This is a genomic window from Levilactobacillus lanxiensis (genome assembly GCF_016861655.1).
Classification (GTDB): domain Bacteria; phylum Bacillota; class Bacilli; order Lactobacillales; family Lactobacillaceae; genus Levilactobacillus; species Levilactobacillus lanxiensis.
This window is the reverse complement of the sequence record NZ_BOLN01000003.1, coordinates 307,198-331,514: the sequence shown is the minus strand read 5'-3', so window position 1 is coordinate 331,514 and position 24,317 is coordinate 307,198. Positions and strand designations below refer to the sequence as shown.

Genomic DNA, 24,317 nt, shown 5'->3' with positions numbered 1-24,317 from the left:
TATCCTTTCCAGACTTCTCGACATTGTAGCGCCATTACCCAATACCGCAATGACCAGCGTCTCTATCTCTGGCTTTTGCTGGATTAATGGTCAGGTTCTTACTCACCCACTGATACACTATCTCGATGTATCACTTAATAGAGGCTAATAGCTCCAAACTAGCTAGCGTCCGCGTCTTCCGTCACAAACGTGTGCTTGTCGTCTAACACATACTGAAATTCAACGGCGTTGAGCATTAGGCTTGCCCGGAACAGCGCCTTGATTCCCTGTTCATTACTCATGACCACGAAGAATTCACGATCCGTGCCACTCACGCGTTGGAACGTTTCGTACTCACCCTTGAATCCTTCTTTTCTAAACAGTGCAATAATCTTCATCATTTCAATTTGTGATACTTCTTTGTCTGCCAAATTCAATCTCTTTTCTCTTTATGAGTTAGTTGCGAATTATCTATACTGATAGCCAGTTTCAGGCCACGAAAAAGCCGCCCCCCATGTGCGAGGCGGCTTCGATTCAGAAGGACTACTTGCCCAACTTCGTCTTGTTAGTCATGTTTAACTTGTCATCAAAGTCGTAGACAACTGGTTCACCAGTAGCCATTTCGAGGTCCATGATGTCATCGTCGGAGATCCGTTCGATGTACTTGCTTAAGGCACGTAATGAGTTACCGTGAGCTGCGATGATGACGTTCTTGCCATCAAGCAACTTAGGAGCCACTTGGTCCTCCCAAAATGGCATTACACGTTCCAGGGTAACCTTCAAGTTTTCACCACCGGGTACGATGTTAGGGTCCAAGTTAGCGTAACGTGGGTCCTTAACAGCTGAGCCTTCAGCGTCTGCATCCAAAAGTGGAGGCAAAACATCGTAAGAACGACGCCAGATGTGGACTTGGTCATCGCCGTACTTTTCAGCGGTTTCCTTCTTGTTCAAGCCTTGCAAAGCACCGTAGTGACGTTCGTTCAAACGCCAAGTCTTGGTTTCTGGAATCCAAAGTTGGTCGGATTCTTCCAAAACGTAGTGTAACGTCTTGATTGCCCGCTTCAGAACTGACGTGTAAGCGTAGTCGAACTTCAAGCCAGATTCCTTGATCTTGTTCCCAGCTGCCTTAGCTTCTTCGACACCCTTTTCGCTTAAATCAACGTCAACCCAACCAGTGAACTTGTTTGCCAAGTTCCATTCACTTTGGCCGTGGCGAATCAATACTAATTTTGCCATCACTTATAACCTCTTTCTGTCGTAGAATACTTTGTCATTTTACACCATCTAGCCGCGAATTTCAGCTAAATTGTGTGGTTCTTTACATGAAACCGTTTTCTTCTGTGAGAACTCTCAGAGCGCCCGCAACCTAACAAAAAGTGGCGCTCACCATTTCGGCTGCGCCACGTTCATTTATTCTTTTTTATCGTTATTCGGGCCGTAATTGCGTCGAATTTCACGTAATTTTTGCACGTCCACGTGGGGTGGCTGATGCAGGCCATGGACCGGCCGGACGCCCAGGATATCCAGGAAGAAGGTAAAGATTGGGACCCCGACAATCAGGCCCCAAACGCCAAACAGTTGCTCACCCGCCAACAACACCACGAAGGTGTAGAAGATGGGGAGTTCCGTTCTGCTCGACATGAATTTCGGATTCAGCACGTAGGCTTCCAGCGCGTGGACCACAACGATCATCACTAGAATGTAGACCACGTAGCGGAACCCGCCGACCGAGTACCCCAGAATTGTCAGTGGCACCACGGACACGATGACCCCGGCCACCGGAATCAGGCTCAGGATGAAAATCATAATCGCCAGCGTTGGCAGCTGTGGCATCCCCATGAACGCCAGCACAATCGTGGTAATCACGGTGTTGCACAGGGCAATGAAGAATTGCGCCTCCAGCACGACCCCAAACGTGTTCACGAACTTGGTTGCGAAGAATTTGATATCCTCAAAGAACCAGCCGTACGTACTGGTCAGGAAGCGTTTGGAAAACTCGCCCATCTGCTTACTTTCAATCGTGAAGAAGAAGCTCAAGATCATTGACATAAACAGCGTGACCCCGAACGAGCCAATCGTGGAAATGTACGTCAGGACCAGCTTAGCGCCATTTTGCAGCTGACTCACAATGTCAGACGTCTTGATGTAGTTCGCCACGTAACTGATGATTTCGTTGCTGTCATTTTTCGGATTCTGATAGAACTTAAACAACTGTTCAATCCCGTGCATCGACGAATTCAAAATCTGTGGTAAATAGGTCGTGACCGCCCAATACAGGCCGCCAATGATGACGACGTAGGTCACCGTGACAATCAACGTTGGCGGTAGTTTGACGACCTTGCGCACCGCCTTGACCAGCTGCAGCACCAAAAACGTGAAAATAAACGTCAGTAGAATCATGTTCATTTCCGCTCTGATCAGCCACAGGACAAAGATAATCAGCGCCAGCACCGTGAATCGCCGGAGCCGGACATTTTCTACGAAGCGTTGCCATACACTCACTTGTGAATCTCCCCCATCCATTCAATAGCTTTATTATACCGTATCTCGCCAAATTCCCTAGCAGTTTACCTGGAAAATGTCGAATTTGGTTTGACCCGTAAACCAAATGGCGAGTCCGTGACGTTCCCGGCGGCGGGTTCAACCTGCCCTGCTGTGGGGCCCGGTTCCAGCCTGAGGAGCGGGCTTCCACCTCGCCTTGAAACCTCGCTAAGAATCGCGAGTTTCCAAGGTCGGCCCATGGCCTAAGCTGAAAAAGCCCCTTCAGCTAATGCCATCGACACAGCTGTTCAGGTTGACCCGCCTCTGGTCACTCAGACTGGCCAACTCGCTTACTGTGCTGGAACCAAGTTCAGCTTCCAGCTAAATCCCAGCCTCAACGTAACTCACTCAGCTACTGCCTCACTAACGTTAACAACCTACCAGCCCCTGAGGAGGGACACTAGTTTATTTTGCCCTTAAAACCAGTCCAAGCCGTGAGGGCGGGGCAAATAGGCTCAGCCGGGGGATTTAACGCTAGTCAGCAGAGCTGACTAGAGTTAAATGGTGACTTTGAGACGCGTTCTTCGGCTCAAAGCAAGTTCCGAGACCGCCTTTTGGCTCGGGACGTCCTGCCCCCAGCGTTCCGGCCTATTTGCCCCGCCCGGTAAGGCGCCACCAACGACTAGTTTCAAGGGCAAAATAAAAACTTCTGTCCGCGATGAACAGAAGCCCTTACGTATGCCGTTTCGTTTTCGTTATGCTTCGACTCCCTCTAAGACTGCCGACCGCTGATTGCTAAAGGTCAGTTGTAAGTCGTCCAAGGCCAGCGCCCGGTGAATGATGGCTGACGCGCCACCCATCAGTGAGGCTTCCTTGGAGTTCTTGGTTAACAGCAAAGGTGCTTTTCTTAAAATTTCTAACTTGCCCACGTAGTCGCGCACCTGATCCATCAGTTCTGGCAACAGCTCCAAAATTGGGGCGTTGACGATGATGGCGTCTGGGGCGAACGTGCTGGACAGGTTGCCCAGGACCTTGCTCAGGTAGTAGGCAAACTCGTCCAAAATGGACAACAGTTCTGGCCGGTGACCCAGGTAGTCCCGCCGAATTCGGTTGACGTCGACCCGGTCAATGTTTTGGTAGGCCATGATCCGTTGCAGCACGTTCCCCTCCGCGACGTAGTGGTTCACCGTTTCCATATTATCTTCTTTATACCGGTCGGCCAATGGACAAGTCCCAATGTTACCGGCCTCGCCGTTGTGCCCCCGATACAGGTGACCTTCCGTAATGATTCCGGCCGAAACTTGATCACGAATCGTAACCGAAATCAGGTTTTGATAAACCCCTTCACCGGAAAAGTCCCGTTCGTAAATCGCGGACTCGTTGGCCAAGTTTTCCAAGACCACCGGCACCTGGAATTTATCGCTAAAGTATTTTGCCAAATCAAAGTTCTTAAAGCCCTTCAGTGAGGCGCCTAAAATCTGATTCTCATAAATCGTGCCATCCAAGCCAAATGCGATACCTAATAACCGGGTCTGGCTTGCCGCCATGATGTTGGCGATGCGTTCGTCGATCATATCTAACACGGACGTCAGATCAACGTCTCTGGTCGACACGCTTTCGTAGTTCTCGGACCGCCCGTCCAATCTGCAAGTGATCATTGAAAAGCGAGAACGTAAAATGTTGATACTGATGACATAACCATACCCCACGTTTAGTAATGCCATAACGGGCTTCCGCCCACCATTCCGGGTGCTTACTCCGTGACCAACCTCACGGATCAACCCTTCATGAAGTAACTGACTATAAATATCCGAGACCGTAACTTTATTCAAACTAAGATTTCGTGATATCTGGCTCCGCGAAATCGGGCCAGCATTCACAATCTGCTGCAAAACCTGTTTCTCATTGGTGGTGCGCATAATGTGTTTGTTGATAATCATAATTTTCTTGATAACGTGCCCCTAAAATAGCTTGTGGCGATTCGGGAATCAAATCAGTTTAGGTTGCCCCATCCCCCAAGATTGGTGCTCACCCGCTATTTGCGGGGGTCGCGTTACCTAACCCCCCTTGTAGATTCTGATTCTAACTATATAGTAAATCCTCCTAACGAATATAGCATGGAAAACGACTCGTGAATTTTTTGGCGGTTTTTCCGGGAATATTCCAAACAAACCGCGTGCCTATTGGGATACAGCTCGTGAAATCACTAAATGTGTTAGTCATTTATCCAATCAGTTGATTAACCGATTTGTTTACTAACCTACCTTACATGTCAAGTTTTGTCCTTCAATCGTTGGAAATGGTAAGGTTTCTTACTTAATCGACTTAACTCTTTTCGCATTAATCCATTCTGGTGGTCGTTGGTTTCTCCGCCTGCGGCCTCTGAGCATTCCGTCTGCTGTGGGGCACGGTTCTGGCTAAACTAGTTGTCAGGCTCGCCTCCGGGGCGGTGAAAATGAGACTGGGACGCGGTGGGCGCCCGTCTGGAGCCAAAGAGCGGTCTCCAGACTTACTTTGAGCCGCAGACCACGTCTCAAAGATAGCAGTTCCCTAAGCGGCCCAACCCGCCACTAAGGGAACTCCCACGGCTAAGCTCATTTTCACCACCCCTCCGGCTGACACTGGTTTAACCCACGACCACCACGTCACAGCCTTTGTTCCTAATCATTACAAATAGCGACACCCATCCACGCATTAAGAATGCAGATTAACAGACAATCCAACACAAAAAAGAACGTCTCGCACCAACAATAGTCGATGCAAAACGTTCTCCACAAGTTAAATTATCCTATTCATTACAAACCATGCAATCCCACCGCCACGAACAGAGCTTGAGGTCGCCACCTTGGTGGTCAAACCCCACTGTCAGCCGTGAGGGCGGCGAAAATAAACTCAGCCGTGGGAATGGTCTTAGTGGCGTATGCGCCGCTTAGACCATTGGTGTCTTTGAGACTCGATTCTCAGAGGCTCAAAGCAAGTCCGGAGACCGCTCTTCGGCTCCGGGCGTCCGCCCCAGCGTTCCGGTTTATTTTCGCCGCCCGGTAAGGCACTGGCAAAGCACAATTTGATTTTCGACCATCAAGACTACTTCAGATACTGTTCCGTGTACTTGGTGAGGGAGATGCCCTTCTTGCTGGCCGTTTGTAAAGCAACCCGGACGTCTTGATCACTCATGGCGTCTGCCTGGCCACCGGCCGCGTTGATGGTCTTGCGGGCACTGGTGATTTGGCCGGCCGTGATGGTCTTGCCGTCCAGTTCCTTTTGCTTTTGCGTGACCGTGTATTCATTGCTACCGGAATAATTGTTGGCCGCTGACTGTTCTGACGACGTCAATGACGCGCTGGAACTGTTGGTGGCACTGGTGTTGCTACTGCTAGACGTCGCTGACGACGAGGAGCTACTACTGCTATCACTCGACGCTGCCGACGTTTGACCGGCATTGTTGGCCTTGCGCAGCGCTAAGGCTTGATCGTACAAGTTCTTGTAGTACTTCTGGCGGAACTTGGCGTTGTTGAAGAGCTCATCCAACGTGGTGTTCGATTGCCCATAGTTCAAAGCCTGGTTCTGGCCCGAAGCCGTCTTCAAAATCTGCTTGAATTGTTTAACGTTAGCTCGAATTCCCTTGACCAATTTGGCCTGGGCGGTTGCCCGCTTGACCAGCACCGTGGATGCGTTAGTCGTGTTCTTGACCTCGGCATAGTGGTCCGCTGCACTAGCAAATTTCAAATCGTCCAGTGCATTTTCCGCTGACACGAAGCGTTGCGTTTGCGTTAAGTAACGTTGGGCTGGCTTATCGTTCAGCCGCCGCTTTAAAGCGTTTTGGAAATAACTTTCCGCTTGCGTGTAATGTTTATCTTGAATGGCACTCCGACCGTTGGCCATTGCCGCTTGGTACTCTTTGGCTGTCGCGTGATGATTGGAATACGCGTACCCGCCAATCAGCAGTGCCACAACGATTGTTGCCACGACCCATACCCATTTTTTCAAATGAAAGACCTCCGCTGGTTAATTGTATCTCCATTATACCATGCAAGCCGAGTCAATTGCTCCTGAATGAATTCAGAGGCTTGTCGCTCACGTGTCTGGTGACACAGTAGTCCAACATGTCCGTTAAGACACTCCTACTCGTAGTGGCAACATCATCGGGTAATTGACGGCTACCCGTTTAACTATCAGGATCTACCCAATAGCTGTTAGTTTTTTGATCTTTGGATGCTTAACACCATTCAGCCAGTCTCGCCCAAGCATCTCAATATTCATGGCTCCTAATCGGTCGTCATTACAACGATACTGACATTGGATACACCAATACTCATGAGTCTCGTGATGCCGGTTAGTCTTCTCAACTAGTCCGCACTTGGGACAGCGTTGTGAAGTGAATGCTGGATTCACTTTTACAACAGTGCTTTGGACTTCTTGGGCCTTATACATTAAGAACGATTCTAGCTGGAAAAAGGACCAAGAACGATGGCTATTACGCAAAGACTTAGGTAAGTCATCAGTATTGAATGTTACGTTGGTTAAGTCTTCCAAAACAAAAAGTGTATGCGAACCATATAGGGCAACGAGTGTCTTGGCTATCCGGTGATTCACATCGGACATCCAGCGGTTCTCTCGTTGCGCTAGTTGTTTCAACTTTTTCTTGGCAGACTTGGTGCCCTTACTTTGCAGTTGTCGCCGAATTTCTAGGAACTTCTTCCGCTTCCGTAAAACTTTCTGGCCGTCAAAGAACAATGTCTTGCCCAAGTGATCATATATTGTTGCCAGAAAGCGTAAACCGCGGTCAATGCCGACAATCTTCGGACAGCCCTGTTTATCAAAGTCATCAACTTCTTTGGTGATACCAATGTGGAGGAACCACTTGCCACGATTGTGGACTAATTTGGCGGTACCGAGTTTCCAGTCTCCGTGAAAATAGTCTTCGAACCCTTTGTCGGTAAAGCACAGCTTCGTCCGCTTACCTAAGGTGGAGATTGAGATTCGGTTCATCTCATCCACAAAGGAATAGTTTCTTTGGCGAACTAAATCTGCCTGTGGTCGGCGAAAATGGATGGGCTTCACCAACCAAGTCAAGTCCCTGGGAACTTGAACCCACTTGTTGTCTTCGCTCTTATAACGGCGAGGATGTTGTTTCATCTGTTCCTGAACAGTTTTGTAACGCGCTGCGACCGTCCGAAAGACAGACTGAATCATTTGACTGTTCAATGGCGATTCTTGTCTGAGAACTTGGTACAGCTGGTGGTTGATTTTTAACCAACTTAATGGAAACTCGTGGTCAAAGATCCATTGACTGACGATATTAGCCAATCGCTGGTACTCTCGGCTCATTGCTAAGAAATCTGCCGACTGTTTACTGTCTGGATAGAGTCGTAATTTAATTGTTCGACCTAGTTTAACCAACGGCTACCTCCCCTGAAGATTGGTCTAAGTATACCATATTTAGCCACCCATAGGGGAACATATGTTTTAGAAAGCGTTAAGTTCTAGCATTCATCCCGCGATTGAAATCGCAGGTTTCCTGCTTAATCTTTAATGAACCCCCCAAATTTTACCGCGGACTAATCGCAAATTAATGTTAACCGCTTTCACCAAGTCTCCCCTTACCCTTTCCCCCCTTAAAGGCGTATAATGACCAAGTGAATTTTATTTTCTTTGTGTCCAAATTCAAACCTAGAAAACCGGAAAGGACCCCTGTCATGCTTGAAAAAACATTTTACAAAACGTTTCTGAGTCACACCTTCAACATCCCCGTTCGCGTTAACTATTGGGACGGGACTTCCGATGTCTATGGGACTGGCACTCCCGACATCACGATCACCTTCCACGAGGCCATTCCGGTCAAGGAAATCTCCCGCAACGCGTCCATCGCGCTGGGGGAAGCCATCATGGACGGCACCATCGAAATCGATGGGAGCATCGAAGACTTACTGACGGCCGCTTACGAAAACGCCGACAGTTTCTTCCACAATAAGAAGTTCATTCATTTCTTACCTAAACAAAAACACACGGAAAAGGAAAGTATCACCGACGTTCAAAACCATTATGATATCGGTAATAATTTCTACAACTTATGGTTGGATGACACCATGACGTATTCCTGTGCCTACTTCAAAACGCCAGAAGATAGCCTATACACGGCGCAAATGAACAAGGTCCACCACATCATCAAGAAGTTGAACCCGCAACCGGGCAAGACGCTCTTGGACATTGGTTGTGGCTGGGGTACCCTGATGTTGACGGCGGCTAAGGACTACGGTCTGCACGTTACCGGGATCACGTTGAGCCAAGAACAATACGACTACGTGAACCAACAAATCAAGGACCAAGGCCTCGAGGACGTCGCCGAAGTTCGTTTGGAAGACTACCGGGAATTGGGCAACGAACAATGGGATTACATCACCTCAGTTGGAATGTTCGAACACGTTGGCCAAGAAAACTTGGGCCAATACTTCGAGTGCGTTCAAAAGTACCTGATGAACGACGGTGTTGCCTTGATTCACGGGATTACCCGTCAACAAGGTGGGGCCAACAATGGGTGGTTGAACAAATGGATCTTCCCAGGTGGCTACGTGCCTGGCTTGATTGAAAACACCACGCACATCATCGAAAGTGGCTTACAAATTGATGACATGGAACCCCTGCGCCGTCACTACCAAAAGACGGTGGAAATTTGGGATGACAACTTCAATGCTCACCGCGATGAAGTTGCCAAGATGTTTGACGAAAACTTCGTGCGCATGTGGGATCTTTACCTGCAGGCTTGCGCGGCTTCCTTCAAGTCTGGTAATATTGACGTGATTCAGTATTTGATTTCGAAGGGCCCTTCTGCCCGGATGCTGCCAATGACGCGGGACTACATGTACGATGAGACCCACGACAAGGTCGCTAACTAATTCAAATGACTCGGGTGACCGCGGATCACTCGACTAAAAAACACCTGCTAACCGGATTGATCACCGGTTGGCGGGTGTTTTTTGCGTTTAGCTGGTTTGTCCCTTCGCCTCCAGGCTGGTGAAAATGGCCTGGAACGCTGGGGCGGACGTCCAGAGCCATAAGGCGGTCTCTGGACTTACTTTGAGCCTCATAAACCGAGTCTCAAAGCTACCAATTTAGTCAGCGGCCAGGTCCGCTGACTAAATTCCCACGGCTTAGGCCATTTTCACCAGCCTTGCGGCTAATACTGGTTGAACCCCCCACACCCGCCCCTTCTCCGTCGTGAACGTGTAACTTTGAAAATATAAGCACCTAGTTTTCATAACCATGTCTGCGAGCTTTGATAACGCATTTTCATCAGGCTTATATGGCTCGTCATGGTTCTCGAAACCATAACTTCACAAAGTTTTTAATATGAATATTGTGAAAACGTCGATTTATGTAATCGTTTCATTTGCCGTTCAATTCCCGTTCATCCGAATTTAAAATTAGTGAAGTGATGGCCCTCAACCGTTGTTTGTGATTTTCAGTTCTCCTTTTTTTGACTTGGTTTTCATGATAAACTCTGGGTACACAATTAAATTGTGCCTACTAAAAGAGTAAGGAGACTTCATATGATTACGGGGATTAAGCAAGCGATGTTACTGACGGCAGCTCTGACGCTTGCCGCCGGCGGGGAAATCAGTTCGCTGGCCGCAACCAAAACCATTGGCAAGCTCACACAGGTGCGGGTGACCAAACACACCGTGGCCGGTAAAACGACCAAGAATGCCAGGGTCCAGCTCTTCGACGCTCGGGGGAAGTCGTTGGCGAGTGGGCGGACCAATCATCTTGGCAAGTTCAAACTCAGCTTGAAGCATCAAAACTTGGGGAAGTTGAAATTCAAGCTAGCGGCCACGAAACCAGGTTACCGGTCACGGACATTTACCAGTCAACAGATCAACAAAGCCATCACGCAGGCGTTAGCTAATCAGGCGGCAACTACGCCGAATAAACCAGCATCAACGAAGCCAGTGAAGCCCGTCGCACCGGCGCGGCCCACCTCACCATCAGCGGGGAACCACCGACCTGGTACCAGCGGTAATTCTGGGGGGAATGCCGCGGATACTGGAGTCAACGTGTCCAAGCTGGTTCTAGCTAAACGTGCGGAAGTGGCCGCGGCTAAGGCGGAATACGTCCGGTTGACACAGAAAATAGCGCCAATAAGACAACGAATTGATGCGTGCAGCACAAACATCCGTAACCAAGTGGCCAATCGTGAGGTCGTTAAAAAGGATTTAGCCGACGCCATCGCCCGGCAAGATACCGCGGCCATTCAATTAGCGAATCAGCGAATTGCCAACATCAATCAGTCCATTTACGCTTCACAGGATGAACGCGCGGATCTGTACAAATATTTGATTCCGTGGGACGATGCTCGGACAAAGCTCAGCAGTCTAATGGACGAGCTGGAATCACTAGATAAGACCTATGTGCCAGAGGAGATTAGGTAAGCAACACACTATTTTGGGGGAAATGAGGACGAAGCACACGGTGGGGGCTGTGTGCTTTTTACTTTGTTCTCCCCTATTAGCTAAAAAAGTGTTGCCCCTCAATTCTTATTAATGATTTTCATCTCTTCTTTTGCCGCATTGAAAAACATGATATAGTGATTTAATCCAGTCAATCGGTTGGAAACTTAGTCTATAGAGGAGATTCAATTTGTTATGGATATTAAAAAAATTATTTTGACTACCGCCCTACTCTCAATCGCCACAGCCGGTGAAACCACTGCATTGGCAGCCAAGCCACAGTCGTCGGTCGCCAAAATCACCCACGTTAAGGTTACGAAGCATAAAGTAACCGGACACACGACTGCCAAGTCTCACGTAGTCTTGTTGAAGTTGAAGAATAACCAGAAGACTTCAGCAACGGCCAACAAACACGGCAATTTCACTCTCAGTGTTAAAAAAGGAAACCTGACTAAGCTCAAATTCAAAATTAAAGTCAGCAAGACTGGATTGAAATCCCGAACCTATACACACAAGGTGAAGAGCACGGCGCAAGTAGCCGCCTTGAGTAGGCCTCACGAATCAACGGAGAGTCCGACCCCTAGTGGTAAACCGACTACTGCCCAACCATCGACACCCAGTAGTACACCATCAGCCCCTAGCAAACCTACTACCTATACCAAGCAGCAAATTGATCAGCAAAGAAAGATATTTGAAGATGCCTTGTTGGCTTATTTACAAATAGGGAACGAAGCTCCACAACTAACAAAAGCACAACAAGAACAAACGGATAAGGTCAACAAGCTATTACAAACACAAATGGATAAACTAAAGGCCCTGTCAAATGCCATGACCGCAACAACTACGGACGCAGATGAAAAGCGCCGTACCATTGCAGAAGCTCGGGCAGAACTAGATGCTGTAAACAAACTATGTGACGAAGCTATAAGTTCTGAAGAATATCAATCAGCAATCCGCAACGAGGCCATTTATCGAAAGAAAACAGAAGCTGCGTATAACCGTGCTGATGCCGAGTCCAACAAACTATCTTTGATGCAGCCCGGGTACTCCTTCGACTTCGGCAATCTATAGCCCTTTCACCATTTGAGATAGCTAGATATTAGGCTGCCCAAGCACACCAATGCGTGTGCTTTTTTACTTTCTCACCCATTAAATGACTCATATCCGTTTAGTATTTTTTACATACCCTTTTATTATTTTTTGACACAACTGTATTTATTGTGAAAACGTGTGGCCCCTGGATTGCCGTCGCTATTGGTGATTTGCACAGCTAATTGTATGAACCTTTTTCATTGATTTTCATCTCTGCTTTTGCCGGGGTGACCCCCATGCTATAGTAGCTTCAACCAGCAGAATAGTTGGCCAACTCAGTTATAAAGGGGATTATATTTAAGATGGATATGAAGAAGATTGTTATGGCTGCCACGTTGCTTTCGATTGTTACCGGGGGAGAAGTTAGCGCCCTAGCTGCCAAGACCCAACACTCTGTCGCTAAGATTACGCACGTTAAGGTCACGAAGCACAAAGTCACGGGCTACACGACCGCCCAGTCCCACGTCAAACTGATGAAGCTGAAGCACGGGGAAAAGGTTTCCGCTACTGCCAACAAGCACGGCAAGTTCACGCTGAAGGTTAAGAGCAATAACCTGACGAAGTTGAAATTTAAGTTGAAGGCTACTAAGACTGGCTTGAAGGCCCGGACTTACACGCATAAGGTTAAGAAGGCTGTGCAGTCGATCGACGATGGCGCTACTACTGAGACGCAGACTGCCCCTGCTGTGGTTAAGCCCGATAGTTCTAGTGCGGATAAGAAGCCTGCATCTACTCATAAGGAAAAGCCTTTAAGTCCTAAAGTAGTTATGCAAGTAATGAGCCTGCAAGATCACTTTAACGGCGTTCTAAAAGAAGCACAACAGAAAGTTACCGATGCAACCAATAAGAAAAGCATTGCTCTAAAAGGTCAACTCGCTGAACTCAATTCACTAAGAATCTCTAGTGAAAAAGTTAAGGCTGATTTGGCAAAAGAACAGGCTAAGCCCATTGGCGTTCAAGAAAAAAATACTGTCACTTCCCTAACTGCCAAAATTAACGAATACAAAGCGCAACTGGGAGATTCAAAATACAAGGACGCTACTAAAGAGTTAGATGCTTTTGATAGCGCCATCCAAGACGCCGTTAGCAACAGGGAAAAAGTTGCTGGTTTACTTAAAAACATCAATGACTTTTTAAACGGTACGACAACTCAACTTCCTGCTCCACTTACCCATAGCTAATATTTTCACTAAAAACGAAGCTACTTGGCTTCGTTTTTTGGTGGCTAAATAATTTGGACCACCAACATTATAATTAGCATTCATTACCAAATAGTATTTAAATCATGACAATAACCTAATAATTGTCTTATCGGCGAAATATCAATTAGCGTTGATTTTATATCACCACAAGCGTATCTCCCCACCACCGCTTACCAATCAACTATTTATTCTTGATTTTCATCTCTTCTTTTGCTGGTCTACATTTCATGATATAGTAATTTCACCAGCACAACAGTTGGTAAAAACAGTTATAAGGGAGATTATATTTGTTATGGATATGAAGAAGATTGTTATGGCCGCTACGTTAGTCTCAATCGTTACTGGTGGAGAAGTTAGTGCGCTAGCCGCTAAGACCCAACAATCCGTTGCTAAGTTTACCCACGTCAAGGTCACGAAACACAAGGTCACTGGTTATACGACAGCAAAATCCCACATCGAACTTCTGAAGCTGAAACACGGAGAAAAAGTTTCGACAACTGCCAACAAGCATGGTAAGTTCACGCTTACGGTTAAGCACAATAATCTCACGAAGTTAAACTTCAAGCTCAAGGCAACGAAAGCGGGATTAAAGGCACGCACTTATACCCACAAGGCAAAATCAATCAACAGTGTGGGATCATCAACGTCAGACTCACATCCAAACAAACCAATAACACCTTCTGAAAGCTCAAACCTACAAGAAAAACCAAACAAGCCTGAGAAACCTGGTACTTCCGGAACGACTAACCCAGGCACTACCAATCCAATCAAACCTGGACAACCTGGTACTCCTGCACCAACTACCCCAGGTGCCACCACTCCGACCGAACCTGGAAAACCTGGTACTCCTGCACCAACTATCCCAGGTAGTACCACTCCGGTCGAACCTGGAAAGCCTGGTACTCCTGCGCCAACTACCCCAGGTATCACCGCTCCGGCCGAACCTGGAAAGCCTGGCAATCCTGCGCCAACTACCCCAGGTGCCACCACTCCGCCCGAACCTGGAAAGCCTGGCAATCCTGCACCAACTACCCCAGGTGCCACCACTCCGCCTGAACCTGGACAACCTGGTACTCCTGCTCCAACCACCCCAGGTGCCACCACTCCGCCTGAACCTGGACAACCTGGCAATCCTGCACCAACTATCCCAGGTGCCACCACTCCGCCTGAACCTGGAAAGCCTGGTACTCCTGCTCCAACTATCCCAGGTGCCACCACTCCGCCCGGACCTGGAAAGCCTGGCACTCCTGCACCAACTACCCCAGGTGCCACCACTCCGCCTGAACCTGGACAACCTGGCAATCCTGCACCAACTATCCCAGGTGCCACCACTCCGCCTGAACCTGGAAAGCCTGGTACTCCTGCTCCAACTATCCCAGGTGCCACCACTCCGCCCGGACCTGGAAAGCCTGGCACTCCTGCACCAACTACCCCAGGTGCCACCACTCCGCCTGAACCTGGACAACCTGGCAATCCTGCACCAACTATCCCAGGTGCCACCACTCCGTCTGAACCTGGACAACCTGGCAATCCTGCACCAACTATCCCAGGTGGCAACACTCCAGCTGAACCTGGACAACCTAACACTGGACAACCAGAACAACCAGGCGCAGGCACTGGCTCTAGCAATGGCAATACCGCTAGCGGCAATAACAAGCCTGAGGAAAGCACTGATTCTAACGACAGTGGCACCGACACCGGCGATAACACTACCTCTAACGGCGATGGCAACGCATCCGCGAATACTGATGGTAAAAATCCAATCAATCCAATCGTTCCTACCCCAACTCCAGCCCAACCGGGTGAATCCAACCCTACTAACCCAGATAAGAATCCTAACCAGTCAGAAACCAAAGACCCAAACGCATAACCTAACGCAATCAAAAAGGCGGAGCCCAACAGCTCCGCCTTTTGCATACAACAAAATCAATTTAATTAACCCAGGTCACGCAATAAACATGCTCAACAGGAACACGGCTATCAAGCCGACGATGACCGAGATGGCCATGGAGCGCGTGCGGTAGGCAATGATAACGACGATGACCGCCGCAATCATTTCGGAAAAATGGTTAAAGATAATTTGGTAACTGGCACTGTCGATGAAGACATCCTTCACGACCAGCGCGGTAAATAATGAAACCGGCACAAACTTCATCCATTCGTTGAACCATTCGGGAATGGCCCGCTTCGTGAACAACATTAAGGGAATGAAGCGCGGCACGAAGGCAACACAAAAGCCGAGAATGATCAACCAAAAGTGTTGCGTACTGTTCCACGTATTAACTGCATTCATATAGCGTCTCCTGTATCCTAATCAGCGTCCGATTCACTCTCCACGGTTGACTTCTTCGACCCCGGACTGCGGAGTTTCCACAGCCAGTGGCTATCTGGCAAGCGTTTGCGCAACGTCGTCTCCAGGAAGAACCCAATCAATGAAGCAATAATCGTCGAAATAACCAGCCCTAACGTACTCTTGGTGAGCATCATGCAGAGCGCTGCCAATACCCCAGAAATCAGGCAAATGACAATCGTCAAACGGTTCTTGATCTGCATCACAATCATGTACAAGAACAACGCCGTTAGCGCAAAGTTCACGACTCCCAGGTCAATCTTCAGCGCACTACCGATCAAACTCCCGATAATGTTGCTGACGGCCCAGAACAGCAAGGAATAGTGCTCCACCATCAAGGCTTCCTTACCCGTCCACTTTTTATCCGTGGCAAATTTTAAGTAGTTTATGGCGTAATTTTCATCGTTTAAAGAAATCGCAAACGCAAATAAAAAGCGATTGGATTGGCCTTTTAAGTAAGGCGATAAACTCGAACTCAGTAATGCATACCGTAATTCCAAAAAGAACAACATCAAAACAATTGAAAGTAGTGGGGAATTAATGGTCAACATCGTGGCAATTAAAAATTGTGCCCCACCAGAAAAGATCAATATCGAAACTAATCCAGTCAGTAAGGTATTGAACCCTGCCGCGTGTAGCAAAATCCCACAAGCCAGCCCAATCGGAATGTAACTCAAATTAAGGGGCATGGCTACCCGCAGTGTCGACCGCCATAAGGGTTCATTGGGGTCCGGCACCTGCTTGGGGTTTGGCCGTCGTTTATTCAAGAATGTTTGCCTCCGTCGAATACTCTGAGATATGAAGCAAGTTAATGGGTTTACATGATAAAACCACACGATGATATTTTAACATGTTTCACGTCATTTTCATATAACAGTTGTGATATTTAGCAAAGGTCAGCCCCGTTACCCCCTCGTTTGATTAAAGGTTTGTGAAAAAATCCAGCGAATTTTCATCGTTTCCTATTCCGTTAAATGCTTGCCGTAGACTTCCAAATCGGCCGTGAAGCCCTGCATGTCAGCAATCGCTGGCAAATGCCCCCAGTGCTCGTAGCCGTGTTTTTCAAATAAATGCCGACTGGCCTGGTTGTGGCCAAAGATCCGCGAAATAATCGTCGTCAGTCCCAGGCGTTTTCCGGCCCTCTCAGCCCATTCTACGGCTTGTCCACCTAAGTGGTGGCCCTGCGCCTCAGACGCCAAATACAGGGCAATTTCGGCCGTTTGCGCGTAGGCTACGCGATCACTATAGGGTTCCAGCCCGACAAAACCGACAACCTGGTCGTTTTCGACGATGACCCACAACGGAAAGTGGTCCGCAGAGAACTCCCGGAACCACGGTTGGCGCTGGGCGACCGTCATCGGCGTCAGGTCGGCGGTACTTCCCTTGGTGGCAATTGCCTGATTATAAATCGCGACCACCCGCGGCTGATCAGCGGTGGTGGCTAACCGAAACGTGACTGACATATCCATCCCTCATTTCTCACTCAATAAAATTGATTATACGCAAAAAGCGCCGCAAAACCAGTGGTTTCACGACGCTTCCATTTTAAATTTTATGAATGTGACTTCGACTCTGGGTCTTCAACGGCCTGGAGTTTTTGATTATCATCCAGTTGTGACTTGCCCATGAGATGCTTCTTCTGCAGCCAAATCATCGTTGGCCAGAGCAGCGCTAAACCAATGATGGTAAAGAGTGCTAAGACCCACAAGGCTTGACCGACCATTCCCGACATCCCCGACGTAATGGCTTCACGGAATCCGAGGATTGAGTAAGTCATTGGCAAGAATGGGTGAACGACGTTGTAGAAGTGGTTGGTGACTTCCATTGGGAACGTCCCACCGGAACCACCAAGTTGGAGCATCAGGAGAACCATGGCGATGAAACGGCCAGGGTTGTCCAGTAACATCGATAGGAACATGACGATAAACATCGACGCTTCCGCGAAGAAGATGGAAATCAGAATCATTTGACCTGGGTGATCAACACTCAAGCCACCTAACATCATCAGGACGGGTTCGATCAGTCCCATGGCGAGCCCTTCGGCGGCACCAATGGAAACCTTACTCAAGTACCAGCCAGTGGCACTCCCACCTTCGCGTGAGACCTTCCGAATTGGGAAGGCAAAGTTGAAGACCAGGGCCCCAACGTAGAGGGCAACGGATAACACGTAAGGTGCTAAGGCGTGACCATAGTTAGGCACGTAGCTGTAGCTTTCGTGCTTCAAATGCGTTGGTGCGGCAAACATGTCGGCCGTCTTGTTGGTCAACGGTTGGGCCTTGAGTTGATCAGCACCACTCTTCAGGGACTTGGCCAGCGTGCCATTCCCCTTCTTGAGCTTGTTGGCACCTTGCATCAGCTTGTTGCTGTTGTCGTCCAATTGTTGTGAACCATCGGCCAGTTGGTTGACCCCACTGGTTAAAGCAGGCACCTTGCTGTTCAAGGTGTTCAAGCCAGAGGTCAGTTGGCCGGCACCGTTGGTCAGTTGGCTAGAAGCACTAGTCAGCTTGTTACCAGCGGCGGTCAGCTTAGGCGTGTTGGCGTTGAGCTTGTTGCCGGCAGCCGTTAACTTGCCCGTGTTGGCGTTCAACTGGTTCACACCAGCAGCGGCCGTCTTCAGCCCACCGTTCAATTGCGTAGCCCCAGCAGCAACCTTCTTAGACCCACTCTTCAGGGCAGGACCGTTCTTAGCTAACTTGGCCGTCCCATTCATGATCTGGGTGACCCCGTCGGTTAAGGTTGGCACTTGACTGTTAAGCGTAGATAACCCATTGTTCAGCGTGGTTGAGCCTGCGAAGGCTTGGTCGACACCGGACGTGTATTGAGGTAATTGGGTACTTAATTGCGTAGCACCCGTACTTAAAGCTGTGGCGCCATCCTTCAAGGCTTTCAATTGTTTCTTATTACCATCGGAGTTTAACGCTGATAGAGCTTGTAAGTCAGCAGATAACTTAGTCATTTGATCTTTAACATCTTGACTCTTCCCAGTCATAAACGCCTTGAGCACAGCAGCTTGATTATCATCCAAGTTTGCAGACTGCATGATATTTAACAGCTCTGCAGCTTTTGCTTGCACATTTTGCAAAGCTTCCTTCGCCGCAGCTTGTGCGTCAGATGCCGTAGTTGCATCCTTAAGTAACGAGGCATTTGCTGTGGCAGCTGAAGCCTGTTTTTCAGCCGTAATGTTGTCGGCATCCTTACTGATGGTTGCTAATTTCCCTTGCAATGCCGTCACTTTATCTTTGATAGTAGAAACAGTAGCATCGTCTTTTGCTGAACTAATTTCCGCAGCTAATGTCTCGGCTTCAGCAGTTGTATCCTGGATGTTCTTCTTAACAGTCTCATTGCCACTCGTTGAACCAGAAGTACCTGTACTTGACCCAGCAACATCGCTCTTAATCTGATTCGTTGCGGCCTGGGCACTAGCTGCTGCTTCTTTAGCCGCAGCTTGGGCTGCCATCAATTGCTGCATAGCTGTATACAATTGGCCCGAGGCAGTCTCCATACTCGTTCCGTCGCTGCCTGAAATTGATGCGGCGTATTGAATATCTTGTAATAGCCCTTGCGCCTGTGTTAAGTCACCAGACATAGCTGCCATGTTTCCCAACTCTGTCTCTAACTGATCGACCCCATTCTTTAAGGTAGTTGCACCAGTAGCCAGGGCCGTAGCGCCATCATTCAATGACTTAGAGTTACCACTCAACGTAGACAGTCCAGAATTCAAGCTCTTACTCCCGTCAGCCAGCTTAGTAACGCCGCTAGCCAGAGAAGTTGAGCCCTTACCCAGAGTCTTCACCCCAGAGTTCAACGTGTAGACCCCATTAACGTACGTGTAAGTCCCAGACTTCAAAGACTTGGCTCCAGAAGCTAATTGGGAAGTCCCGGCGGTCAACTTAGGCATCCCAGCACTCAGTTTGCTGACACCACCGGTAAATTGGTTAACCCCACTGGTGTATTGGCCAACCCCACTAGTATAGGTATTAACCCCACTAGCAAATTGTCCCACACCAGCCGTGTAGGTGCCCAAACCGGTCTGTAACGTCTTCGCCCCGGTCGACAATTGTTGAATCCCGGTAGCTAATGGCGTCACGGACGTCTTCATTTGTTGCAGGCCGTTGTTCAACGTGTGAACCCCGGTCGTGTAGGTGTTCAGACCATCCGTCAAGGTAACCGTCCCGTTCTTCAACTGAGCGGACCCCTTGGCAGCCTTGTCCATCCCCTTACCAACGGCGAAGATTTGCTTAAAGGTAGCTTGGGCGTAGGCCTTCGTCACCTTGGCACGAATTTCGCTGTCCAGCTTAGAGGACCCCACTTCACTCATAACCTGAGCGATGTAGTTGGCGGAACCGTTCGTCTTGTAGGTAAACGTCATCTTCTTCGGGTGCTTGTTCAGCGCCGTCGCAGCGTTTGCCGAAAAGTTCTTAGGGAACGTAATAACGGTATAGTATTTGTGGTGCTTCAGCCCGTCAGCCGCCGTCTTAGCGGAAACGAACTTCCATCCCAACTGCTTATTCTTCTTCAAATTGGTAATCGTTTGATCCCCAACGTTTAATTTTTGCCCTTGGTAAGTCACTGGCTTATCCTGGTTAACCACCGCAACGGGCAGTTCACCGGTTTCGCCGTATGGGTCCCAAACCGATTTCAGAAAGAAGATACTGTAGAGGAATGGAATAAACATAATGGCCAACACGGAGATCAAAATCAACCGGTTGTGCCGAATGTAATTCCACTCGCCTTTAATCATGTTCACGAATGCCAACTCCCTTTTCCTAAAAATAATCTTAAAATTGCGCGTTCTCAGCTAATGTTAAAGAGTATCTTCGCACATTAATACTTGACTTGTCAAAACAACAACACGCCATCAACAATCTAACGTAATCGCCACCAACAGTGTAAAATCAACGTTTAGCCAACTTTTTATAAAATAAAATAAATTTCAGACACATTTAAGGTTTGCCCTTAACTACATAAAATATTATATCCCACGCGTCAACTAGGTACATTGATTTGAATCAAGCGAGGCGCATTCAGCCGCCGTCTTCGGTTTCCAGGGGCCCGTCTGCTACGAGCGACCCCCACTTGAAATGACAACTAGTCATGCTTCAATCAATCGACCACTAAAAAATCCCCAACCAGAGTAACCACCCTGATTGAGGATTCTAACTTACACATTCAAATGAAACCACACAAACGACAACCGTCAGTTTGTTCTAAACCAGTGTTAGCCGCAGGGCTGGTGAAAATGGACCAAGCGTGGTCAGTCTCAGTGACCAGAGGCGGATCAAGGCGACCAGCTGTGTCGATGGACTTGGCTGGGGTTCTGTCCCAGCCTAGTTCCATGGGACAACCTTTGAGACCGTTCTTCGGCTCAAAGTTGAGGTGGAAGCCCGCCCTTCGGCTGGAACCGGCCCCACAGCAGGGCACCTTGAATCCGCCGCCGGGAACGGCAACTGCCCACAGCGTCCCGGTCCAGTTTTCATCAGCCCGGAGGCGCGGTCAAAAACACTTTTTAGAACAATGCGACGATGGCGCGCCAGAGGCGGACGAAGACGTTCGCCTTCTCCACCGCCCCAGTAACCTTAACCGGCACGCTAGTCGTCTTGGTATTCCCCAAGAAGCCGAGTTGATCGCCCTTCAAGGAAATGTTGGCGGTCCCAACAACCGTGTTCTTGGCAACGGGCGCTTCCAAAGCCTTGTTCTTAGTCAGCTTACTCTTCAGCGTCGTGGTGGATTGAACATTGCTAGCGACCTGGTCGTTACGAATCCACAGCTTCAGGTTCTGGGTCAACACGGTCTTAGCCGTCTTTTCCTTGGCATCGTTGGTCTTGACCGTCTTACTGCCAGTCACCTGACTACCGGCCTTGACGTTAACCGTCTTGAAGTTGTTGTAAACGTAAGACATCATCTTCTGCGTTTGCTTGAAACGAGACGGATCGGTCTCAGACTTGTGCGCCGCGTGCAAGACGACGGTCACAATCCGGTTGCCATTATTGTTGGCGGTCCCGGTAAAGTTGGCGCCGGCAGCGTCGGAAGTCCCGGTCTTCAAGCCGTCCACGTGAAGTTTTGCGTATGAGGCGGACAAGCCCTTCAACATCCAGTTCCAGTTTTCCATCTTGGTAGCGTCGTTGGTGCCCTTTTCAAACCACATCTTCTTAACGCTGGTGGTTTGTAGGACTTCTGGATACTTGTTTAACAGTGCGACGGCCAATTTGGCTTGGTCGGCAGCGGACCATTCATTTTCGGCGGAACCGGCCTCGTTGTCGTAACCCAGCTTACCGACTTGTTTGTTCGTCAGTCCACAAGCGTTGTAAATTTTAACATTCGTCATGCCCAATTTCTTGGCTTGGGCCCGCATTTTATCTACGAAGGCGTGCGGTGACCCGGCAACCGCCGTCCCCAGGGCTTCGATGGCCCCGTTGGCGGAGTAAATCAAGGAAGCCTGATACAGTGCCTTGACCGTGTACTTGTGACCCGCACGCAGTGGCACGTTGGACAGGTTGGTGTTTTGCGCCACCTTAGCCGTAGCCTTGTTCACGGTAATCTTTTGGTCCCATTTCAGCTGACCGTTGTGGACCGCATCGAGCACCAGGTAGATGGACAACAGCTTGGTCATCGAGGCGACTGGCAGGGCTTGATCACTATTTTTATCGTAGAGAATCTGCCCGGTCTTGGCGTCGACAGCGATGCCGGCCTTGGCCTTCAGGTTGACCGTGGTGCTGGTACTGGTCGTGGCCGCTTGGGCCGTGACCGGCGCGCTAAGGGTACTGAGGCTCCCGGCAAACAGCGTCATCGCCGTTACCAAGCCCATAACAACTTGTTTTAAACGTTTCATCAATTAAAACACCTCTATCTTATGTAGTTACCGGAAAAGTCCGGCAGCTTTAGTTGACCGCTCCCGCCGTTTTTAACCGCTGCGGAATGGCCAAGGGTTGATCATGTTTAACGGGTAAATGAATCACGAAACTGGTCAGGTCGTCGTCGGATTCGACGTAGATGTACCCGCCGTGTAGGGCCACGATGCTTTGGGCAATCGCTAGCCCCAGCCCGGTCCCGCCAGTTTCCTTGGAACGGGATTCTTCCACGCGGTAGAACCGTTCGAAAATGAGAGCCAGCGACTCCTTGGGAATCTTGGGACCATCGTTGGTCACGCGGACCTCCAACTCGTTGTCGCTAACGCGCTTGGCAAGCAGGTTGATTTCTTTCCCGCCATCGCCGTACTTCAGCGCATTCGAGACCAGGTTGTTAAACACCCGGACCAACTTCTCAGGATCGGCTTCCATCATTAAACTAGCCGGCTCGCTGGCCGCGCCAATCGTCATGCCCTTCTTCTGGGCCTCCAACTCGAAGCTGGCGCCCAGCTGTTCTAGCATGGCGGCCAGGTCGATGGTCGTCAGGCTCAGCGGCGTGTCCGTCTGGCGGACCTTGGTGTACTCGAACAGGTCGTCTACCAGAGACTTCATCTGTTTCGATTTCAAAAAGGCCGTGTGCGTGTATTTCAAAACGTCTTCTTGACTGTGATACTGCTGGTCTTCGATCAAACCCAGGTAGCCGATGATCGACGTCAATGGCGTCCGGATATCATGGCTGACGTTGGTGATCAGCTCGTCCTTGGACTTCTCAATCGCCCGCTCCTCATCCATCGAGTGAATGACAGAATCGACCAGGGCATTGACGGAATCCACGACCCGCTGCACGTCGCCGCTGACCCGGAACGGAATCCGGTGGTCAAAATGGCCGTTGGCAATGTAATGCAGCTCCTCAATGATATGATGCAGCTGCATTTGCCGGTAGCGCCGAATCAGCCGCCACCAGACGACCAAGGCATCCGCGATGATCATGAAGCCAATGAAGACATTTTCCCAGCTCCACAGCTGAAAGTGATTCGGGCCAAAGACCACGGACCGTTTGATGATAAAAATCCCGTCCCGCAGTCCGGGGTTGCTCTGAATGGCTTGGCTGATCAGCACCAGCAGCGCCAGGTTCAGCATCAACAGCAGGATGACCGTGACGACGCCTTCCATGAACAGCGCGCTTTTCTCGCGAGTGGTTAGCTTCATGCTGCGGCCCCCCGCGGACGATTCAATTGGACTTGTTCCCATTTGCCCATAACTTACTCCTTCTCCAATTGGTGAAACTTCTGTTTTAAATTTGTTTCGGTGCGGATGGATGTGCGTCGGCTGGCCGCCTGCGGCTTCCAGGTACTACGCCTGCTGTGGGGCCGGTTCCCGCCTGAGAAGCAGGCTCCCACCTCGACTTTAAGCCCTGCGAAGTTCACGCAGGTCTCAAAGGTCGTCCCGTGCTGTAAGGCCGAGAAGAACACTCGGTCTAACACCACCGACACAGCCGTCTCCGTACCTGGCTTCCTCCGGCTCAGATGGTGCGTTCACGTGAAACTGGTTGCGGGCGTGTCACCCATTGGCTTGGTGGCGGGTAGCCGCGGCTGAGCGACACCACTTGAACGGCCACGTAGAAAGTGACCCACGCCAACCACACAGGATGAGTCCGCGAGTGAACGCTGCCGCCAAAAACGGCAAGCACACACCAAGTAGCCACCAGCTTGACTCACACGACTTTCGCGGCCATTAAAAACCAGTATACGCCGAGAGGACACGCAAATATGGCTCAGCCATGGGATTTATGACGCGCAGGCGCGTCCATAAATGGTGACTTTGAGATGCGCTTCTCAGCGGCTCAAAGCAAGTCCCGAGACCGCCCTTCGGCTCGGGGCGTCCTCCCCATAGCGTTCCGGCCATATTTGCGTGTCCGGTAAGG

General features: G+C 49.5%; 17 protein-coding genes. 5 read left to right on the top strand and 12 right to left on the bottom strand.

Annotated features, from left to right (window positions below):
- Window positions 1-158 precede the first annotated feature (158 nt).
- The 6 genes from JUF22_RS05540 to JUF22_RS05515 all read right to left on the bottom strand — a co-directional run bounded on the left by JUF22_RS05540 (window position 159) and on the right by JUF22_RS05515 (window position 7,860).
- A complete protein-coding gene (locus JUF22_RS05540; protein ID WP_236000725.1) occupies window positions 159-380 on the bottom strand; it encodes a hypothetical protein in 222 nt (73 codons plus the stop codon).
- 142 nt (window positions 381-522) lie between these two features.
- A complete protein-coding gene (locus JUF22_RS05535) occupies window positions 523-1,215 on the bottom strand; it encodes a 2,3-diphosphoglycerate-dependent phosphoglycerate mutase (protein ID WP_125763795.1) in 693 nt (230 codons plus the stop codon).
- A gap of 174 nt (window positions 1,216-1,389) precedes the next feature.
- Window positions 1,390-2,481, bottom strand: a complete 1,092-nt coding sequence (locus JUF22_RS05530) for an AI-2E family transporter (RefSeq protein WP_203644293.1) — start codon at window positions 2,479-2,481, stop codon at window positions 1,390-1,392.
- A gap of 734 nt (window positions 2,482-3,215) precedes the next feature.
- The gene (locus JUF22_RS05525) at window positions 3,216-4,184 is read right to left on the bottom strand and encodes an ROK family protein (RefSeq protein WP_236000724.1); all 969 of its coding nucleotides are present in this window, start codon (window positions 4,182-4,184) and stop codon (window positions 3,216-3,218) included.
- A gap of 1,360 nt (window positions 4,185-5,544) precedes the next feature.
- Window positions 5,545-6,447 (bottom strand): hypothetical protein, encoded by a 903-nt coding sequence (locus tag JUF22_RS05520; protein ID WP_203644290.1) that lies wholly within the window; start codon window positions 6,445-6,447, stop codon window positions 5,545-5,547.
- Between the two features lie 192 nt (window positions 6,448-6,639).
- Complete coding sequence (locus tag JUF22_RS05515) at window positions 6,640-7,860, bottom strand: RNA-guided endonuclease InsQ/TnpB family protein (protein WP_203644289.1); 1,221 nt, start codon at window positions 7,858-7,860, stop codon at window positions 6,640-6,642.
- Between the two features lie 296 nt (window positions 7,861-8,156).
- Here JUF22_RS05515 and JUF22_RS05510 point away from each other — a divergent pair, with 296 nt between their 5' ends.
- From JUF22_RS05510 to JUF22_RS13925, 5 genes are all read left to right on the top strand, one after another.
- Window positions 8,157-9,353: an SAM-dependent methyltransferase gene (locus JUF22_RS05510; protein WP_203644288.1), complete on the top strand. Its 1,197-nt coding sequence runs from the start codon at window positions 8,157-8,159 to the stop codon at window positions 9,351-9,353.
- A 654-nt stretch (window positions 9,354-10,007) separates the two neighbouring features.
- The gene (locus JUF22_RS05505; protein WP_203644287.1) at window positions 10,008-10,886 is read left to right on the top strand and encodes a hypothetical protein; all 879 of its coding nucleotides are present in this window, start codon (window positions 10,008-10,010) and stop codon (window positions 10,884-10,886) included.
- A gap of 213 nt (window positions 10,887-11,099) precedes the next feature.
- The gene (locus tag JUF22_RS05500) at window positions 11,100-11,975 is read left to right on the top strand and encodes a hypothetical protein (RefSeq protein ID WP_203644286.1); all 876 of its coding nucleotides are present in this window, start codon (window positions 11,100-11,102) and stop codon (window positions 11,973-11,975) included.
- Window positions 11,976-12,304: 329 nt separating this feature from the next.
- The gene (locus JUF22_RS05495) at window positions 12,305-13,177 is read left to right on the top strand and encodes a hypothetical protein (protein WP_203644285.1); all 873 of its coding nucleotides are present in this window, start codon (window positions 12,305-12,307) and stop codon (window positions 13,175-13,177) included.
- 319 nt (window positions 13,178-13,496) lie between these two features.
- Window positions 13,497-15,068, top strand: coding sequence for a hypothetical protein (locus JUF22_RS13925; RefSeq protein ID WP_236000723.1), 1,572 nt, complete (start codon window positions 13,497-13,499; stop codon window positions 15,066-15,068).
- A 75-nt stretch (window positions 15,069-15,143) separates the two neighbouring features.
- On the opposite strand, the gene JUF22_RS05465 is transcribed toward JUF22_RS13925, so the two are convergent.
- The 6 genes from JUF22_RS05465 to JUF22_RS05440 all read right to left on the bottom strand — a co-directional run bounded on the left by JUF22_RS05465 (window position 15,144) and on the right by JUF22_RS05440 (window position 23,602).
- Window positions 15,144-15,491: an AzlD domain-containing protein gene (locus JUF22_RS05465; protein WP_203644283.1), complete on the bottom strand. Its 348-nt coding sequence runs from the start codon at window positions 15,489-15,491 to the stop codon at window positions 15,144-15,146.
- A 17-nt stretch (window positions 15,492-15,508) separates the two neighbouring features.
- Window positions 15,509-16,315, bottom strand: coding sequence for an AzlC family ABC transporter permease (locus tag JUF22_RS05460; RefSeq protein WP_203644281.1), 807 nt, complete (start codon window positions 16,313-16,315; stop codon window positions 15,509-15,511).
- A gap of 195 nt (window positions 16,316-16,510) precedes the next feature.
- A complete protein-coding gene (locus JUF22_RS05455) occupies window positions 16,511-17,011 on the bottom strand; it encodes a GNAT family N-acetyltransferase (RefSeq protein WP_203644279.1) in 501 nt (166 codons plus the stop codon).
- Window positions 17,012-17,100: 89 nt separating this feature from the next.
- A complete protein-coding gene (locus JUF22_RS05450) occupies window positions 17,101-20,295 on the bottom strand; it encodes a YhgE/Pip family protein (RefSeq protein ID WP_203644277.1) in 3,195 nt (1,064 codons plus the stop codon).
- A 759-nt stretch (window positions 20,296-21,054) separates the two neighbouring features.
- Window positions 21,055-22,377, bottom strand: coding sequence for a serine hydrolase (locus tag JUF22_RS05445; protein ID WP_203644275.1), 1,323 nt, complete (start codon window positions 22,375-22,377; stop codon window positions 21,055-21,057).
- Between the two features lie 49 nt (window positions 22,378-22,426).
- Window positions 22,427-23,602, bottom strand: a complete 1,176-nt coding sequence (locus JUF22_RS05440; protein ID WP_203639321.1) for a sensor histidine kinase — start codon at window positions 23,600-23,602, stop codon at window positions 22,427-22,429.
- Window positions 23,603-24,317: the final 715 nt, after the last annotated feature.

Coding starts and splice junctions, on each gene's coding strand:
- JUF22_RS05540 (WP_236000725.1), bottom strand. CDS start 380: ATGATGAAGATTATTGCACTGTTTAGAAAAGAAGGATTCAAGGGTGAG.
- JUF22_RS05535 (WP_125763795.1), bottom strand. CDS start 1,215: ATGGCAAAATTAGTATTGATTCGCCACGGCCAAAGTGAATGGAACTTG.
- JUF22_RS05525 (WP_236000724.1), bottom strand. CDS start 4,184: ATGGCATTACTAAACGTGGGGTATGGTTATGTCATCAGTATCAACATT.
- JUF22_RS05510 (WP_203644288.1), top strand. CDS start 8,157: ATGCTTGAAAAAACATTTTACAAAACGTTTCTGAGTCACACCTTCAAC.
- JUF22_RS05505 (WP_203644287.1), top strand. CDS start 10,008: ATGATTACGGGGATTAAGCAAGCGATGTTACTGACGGCAGCTCTGACG.
- JUF22_RS05500 (WP_203644286.1), top strand. CDS start 11,100: ATGGATATTAAAAAAATTATTTTGACTACCGCCCTACTCTCAATCGCC.
- JUF22_RS05495 (WP_203644285.1), top strand. CDS start 12,305: ATGAAGAAGATTGTTATGGCTGCCACGTTGCTTTCGATTGTTACCGGG.
- JUF22_RS13925 (WP_236000723.1), top strand. CDS start 13,497: ATGAAGAAGATTGTTATGGCCGCTACGTTAGTCTCAATCGTTACTGGT.
- JUF22_RS05465 (WP_203644283.1), bottom strand. CDS start 15,491: ATGAATGCAGTTAATACGTGGAACAGTACGCAACACTTTTGGTTGATC.
- JUF22_RS05455 (WP_203644279.1), bottom strand. CDS start 17,011: ATGTCAGTCACGTTTCGGTTAGCCACCACCGCTGATCAGCCGCGGGTG.
- JUF22_RS05445 (WP_203644275.1), bottom strand. CDS start 22,377: ATGAAACGTTTAAAACAAGTTGTTATGGGCTTGGTAACGGCGATGACG.
- JUF22_RS05440 (WP_203639321.1), bottom strand. CDS start 23,602: ATGAAGCTAACCACTCGCGAGAAAAGCGCGCTGTTCATGGAAGGCGTC.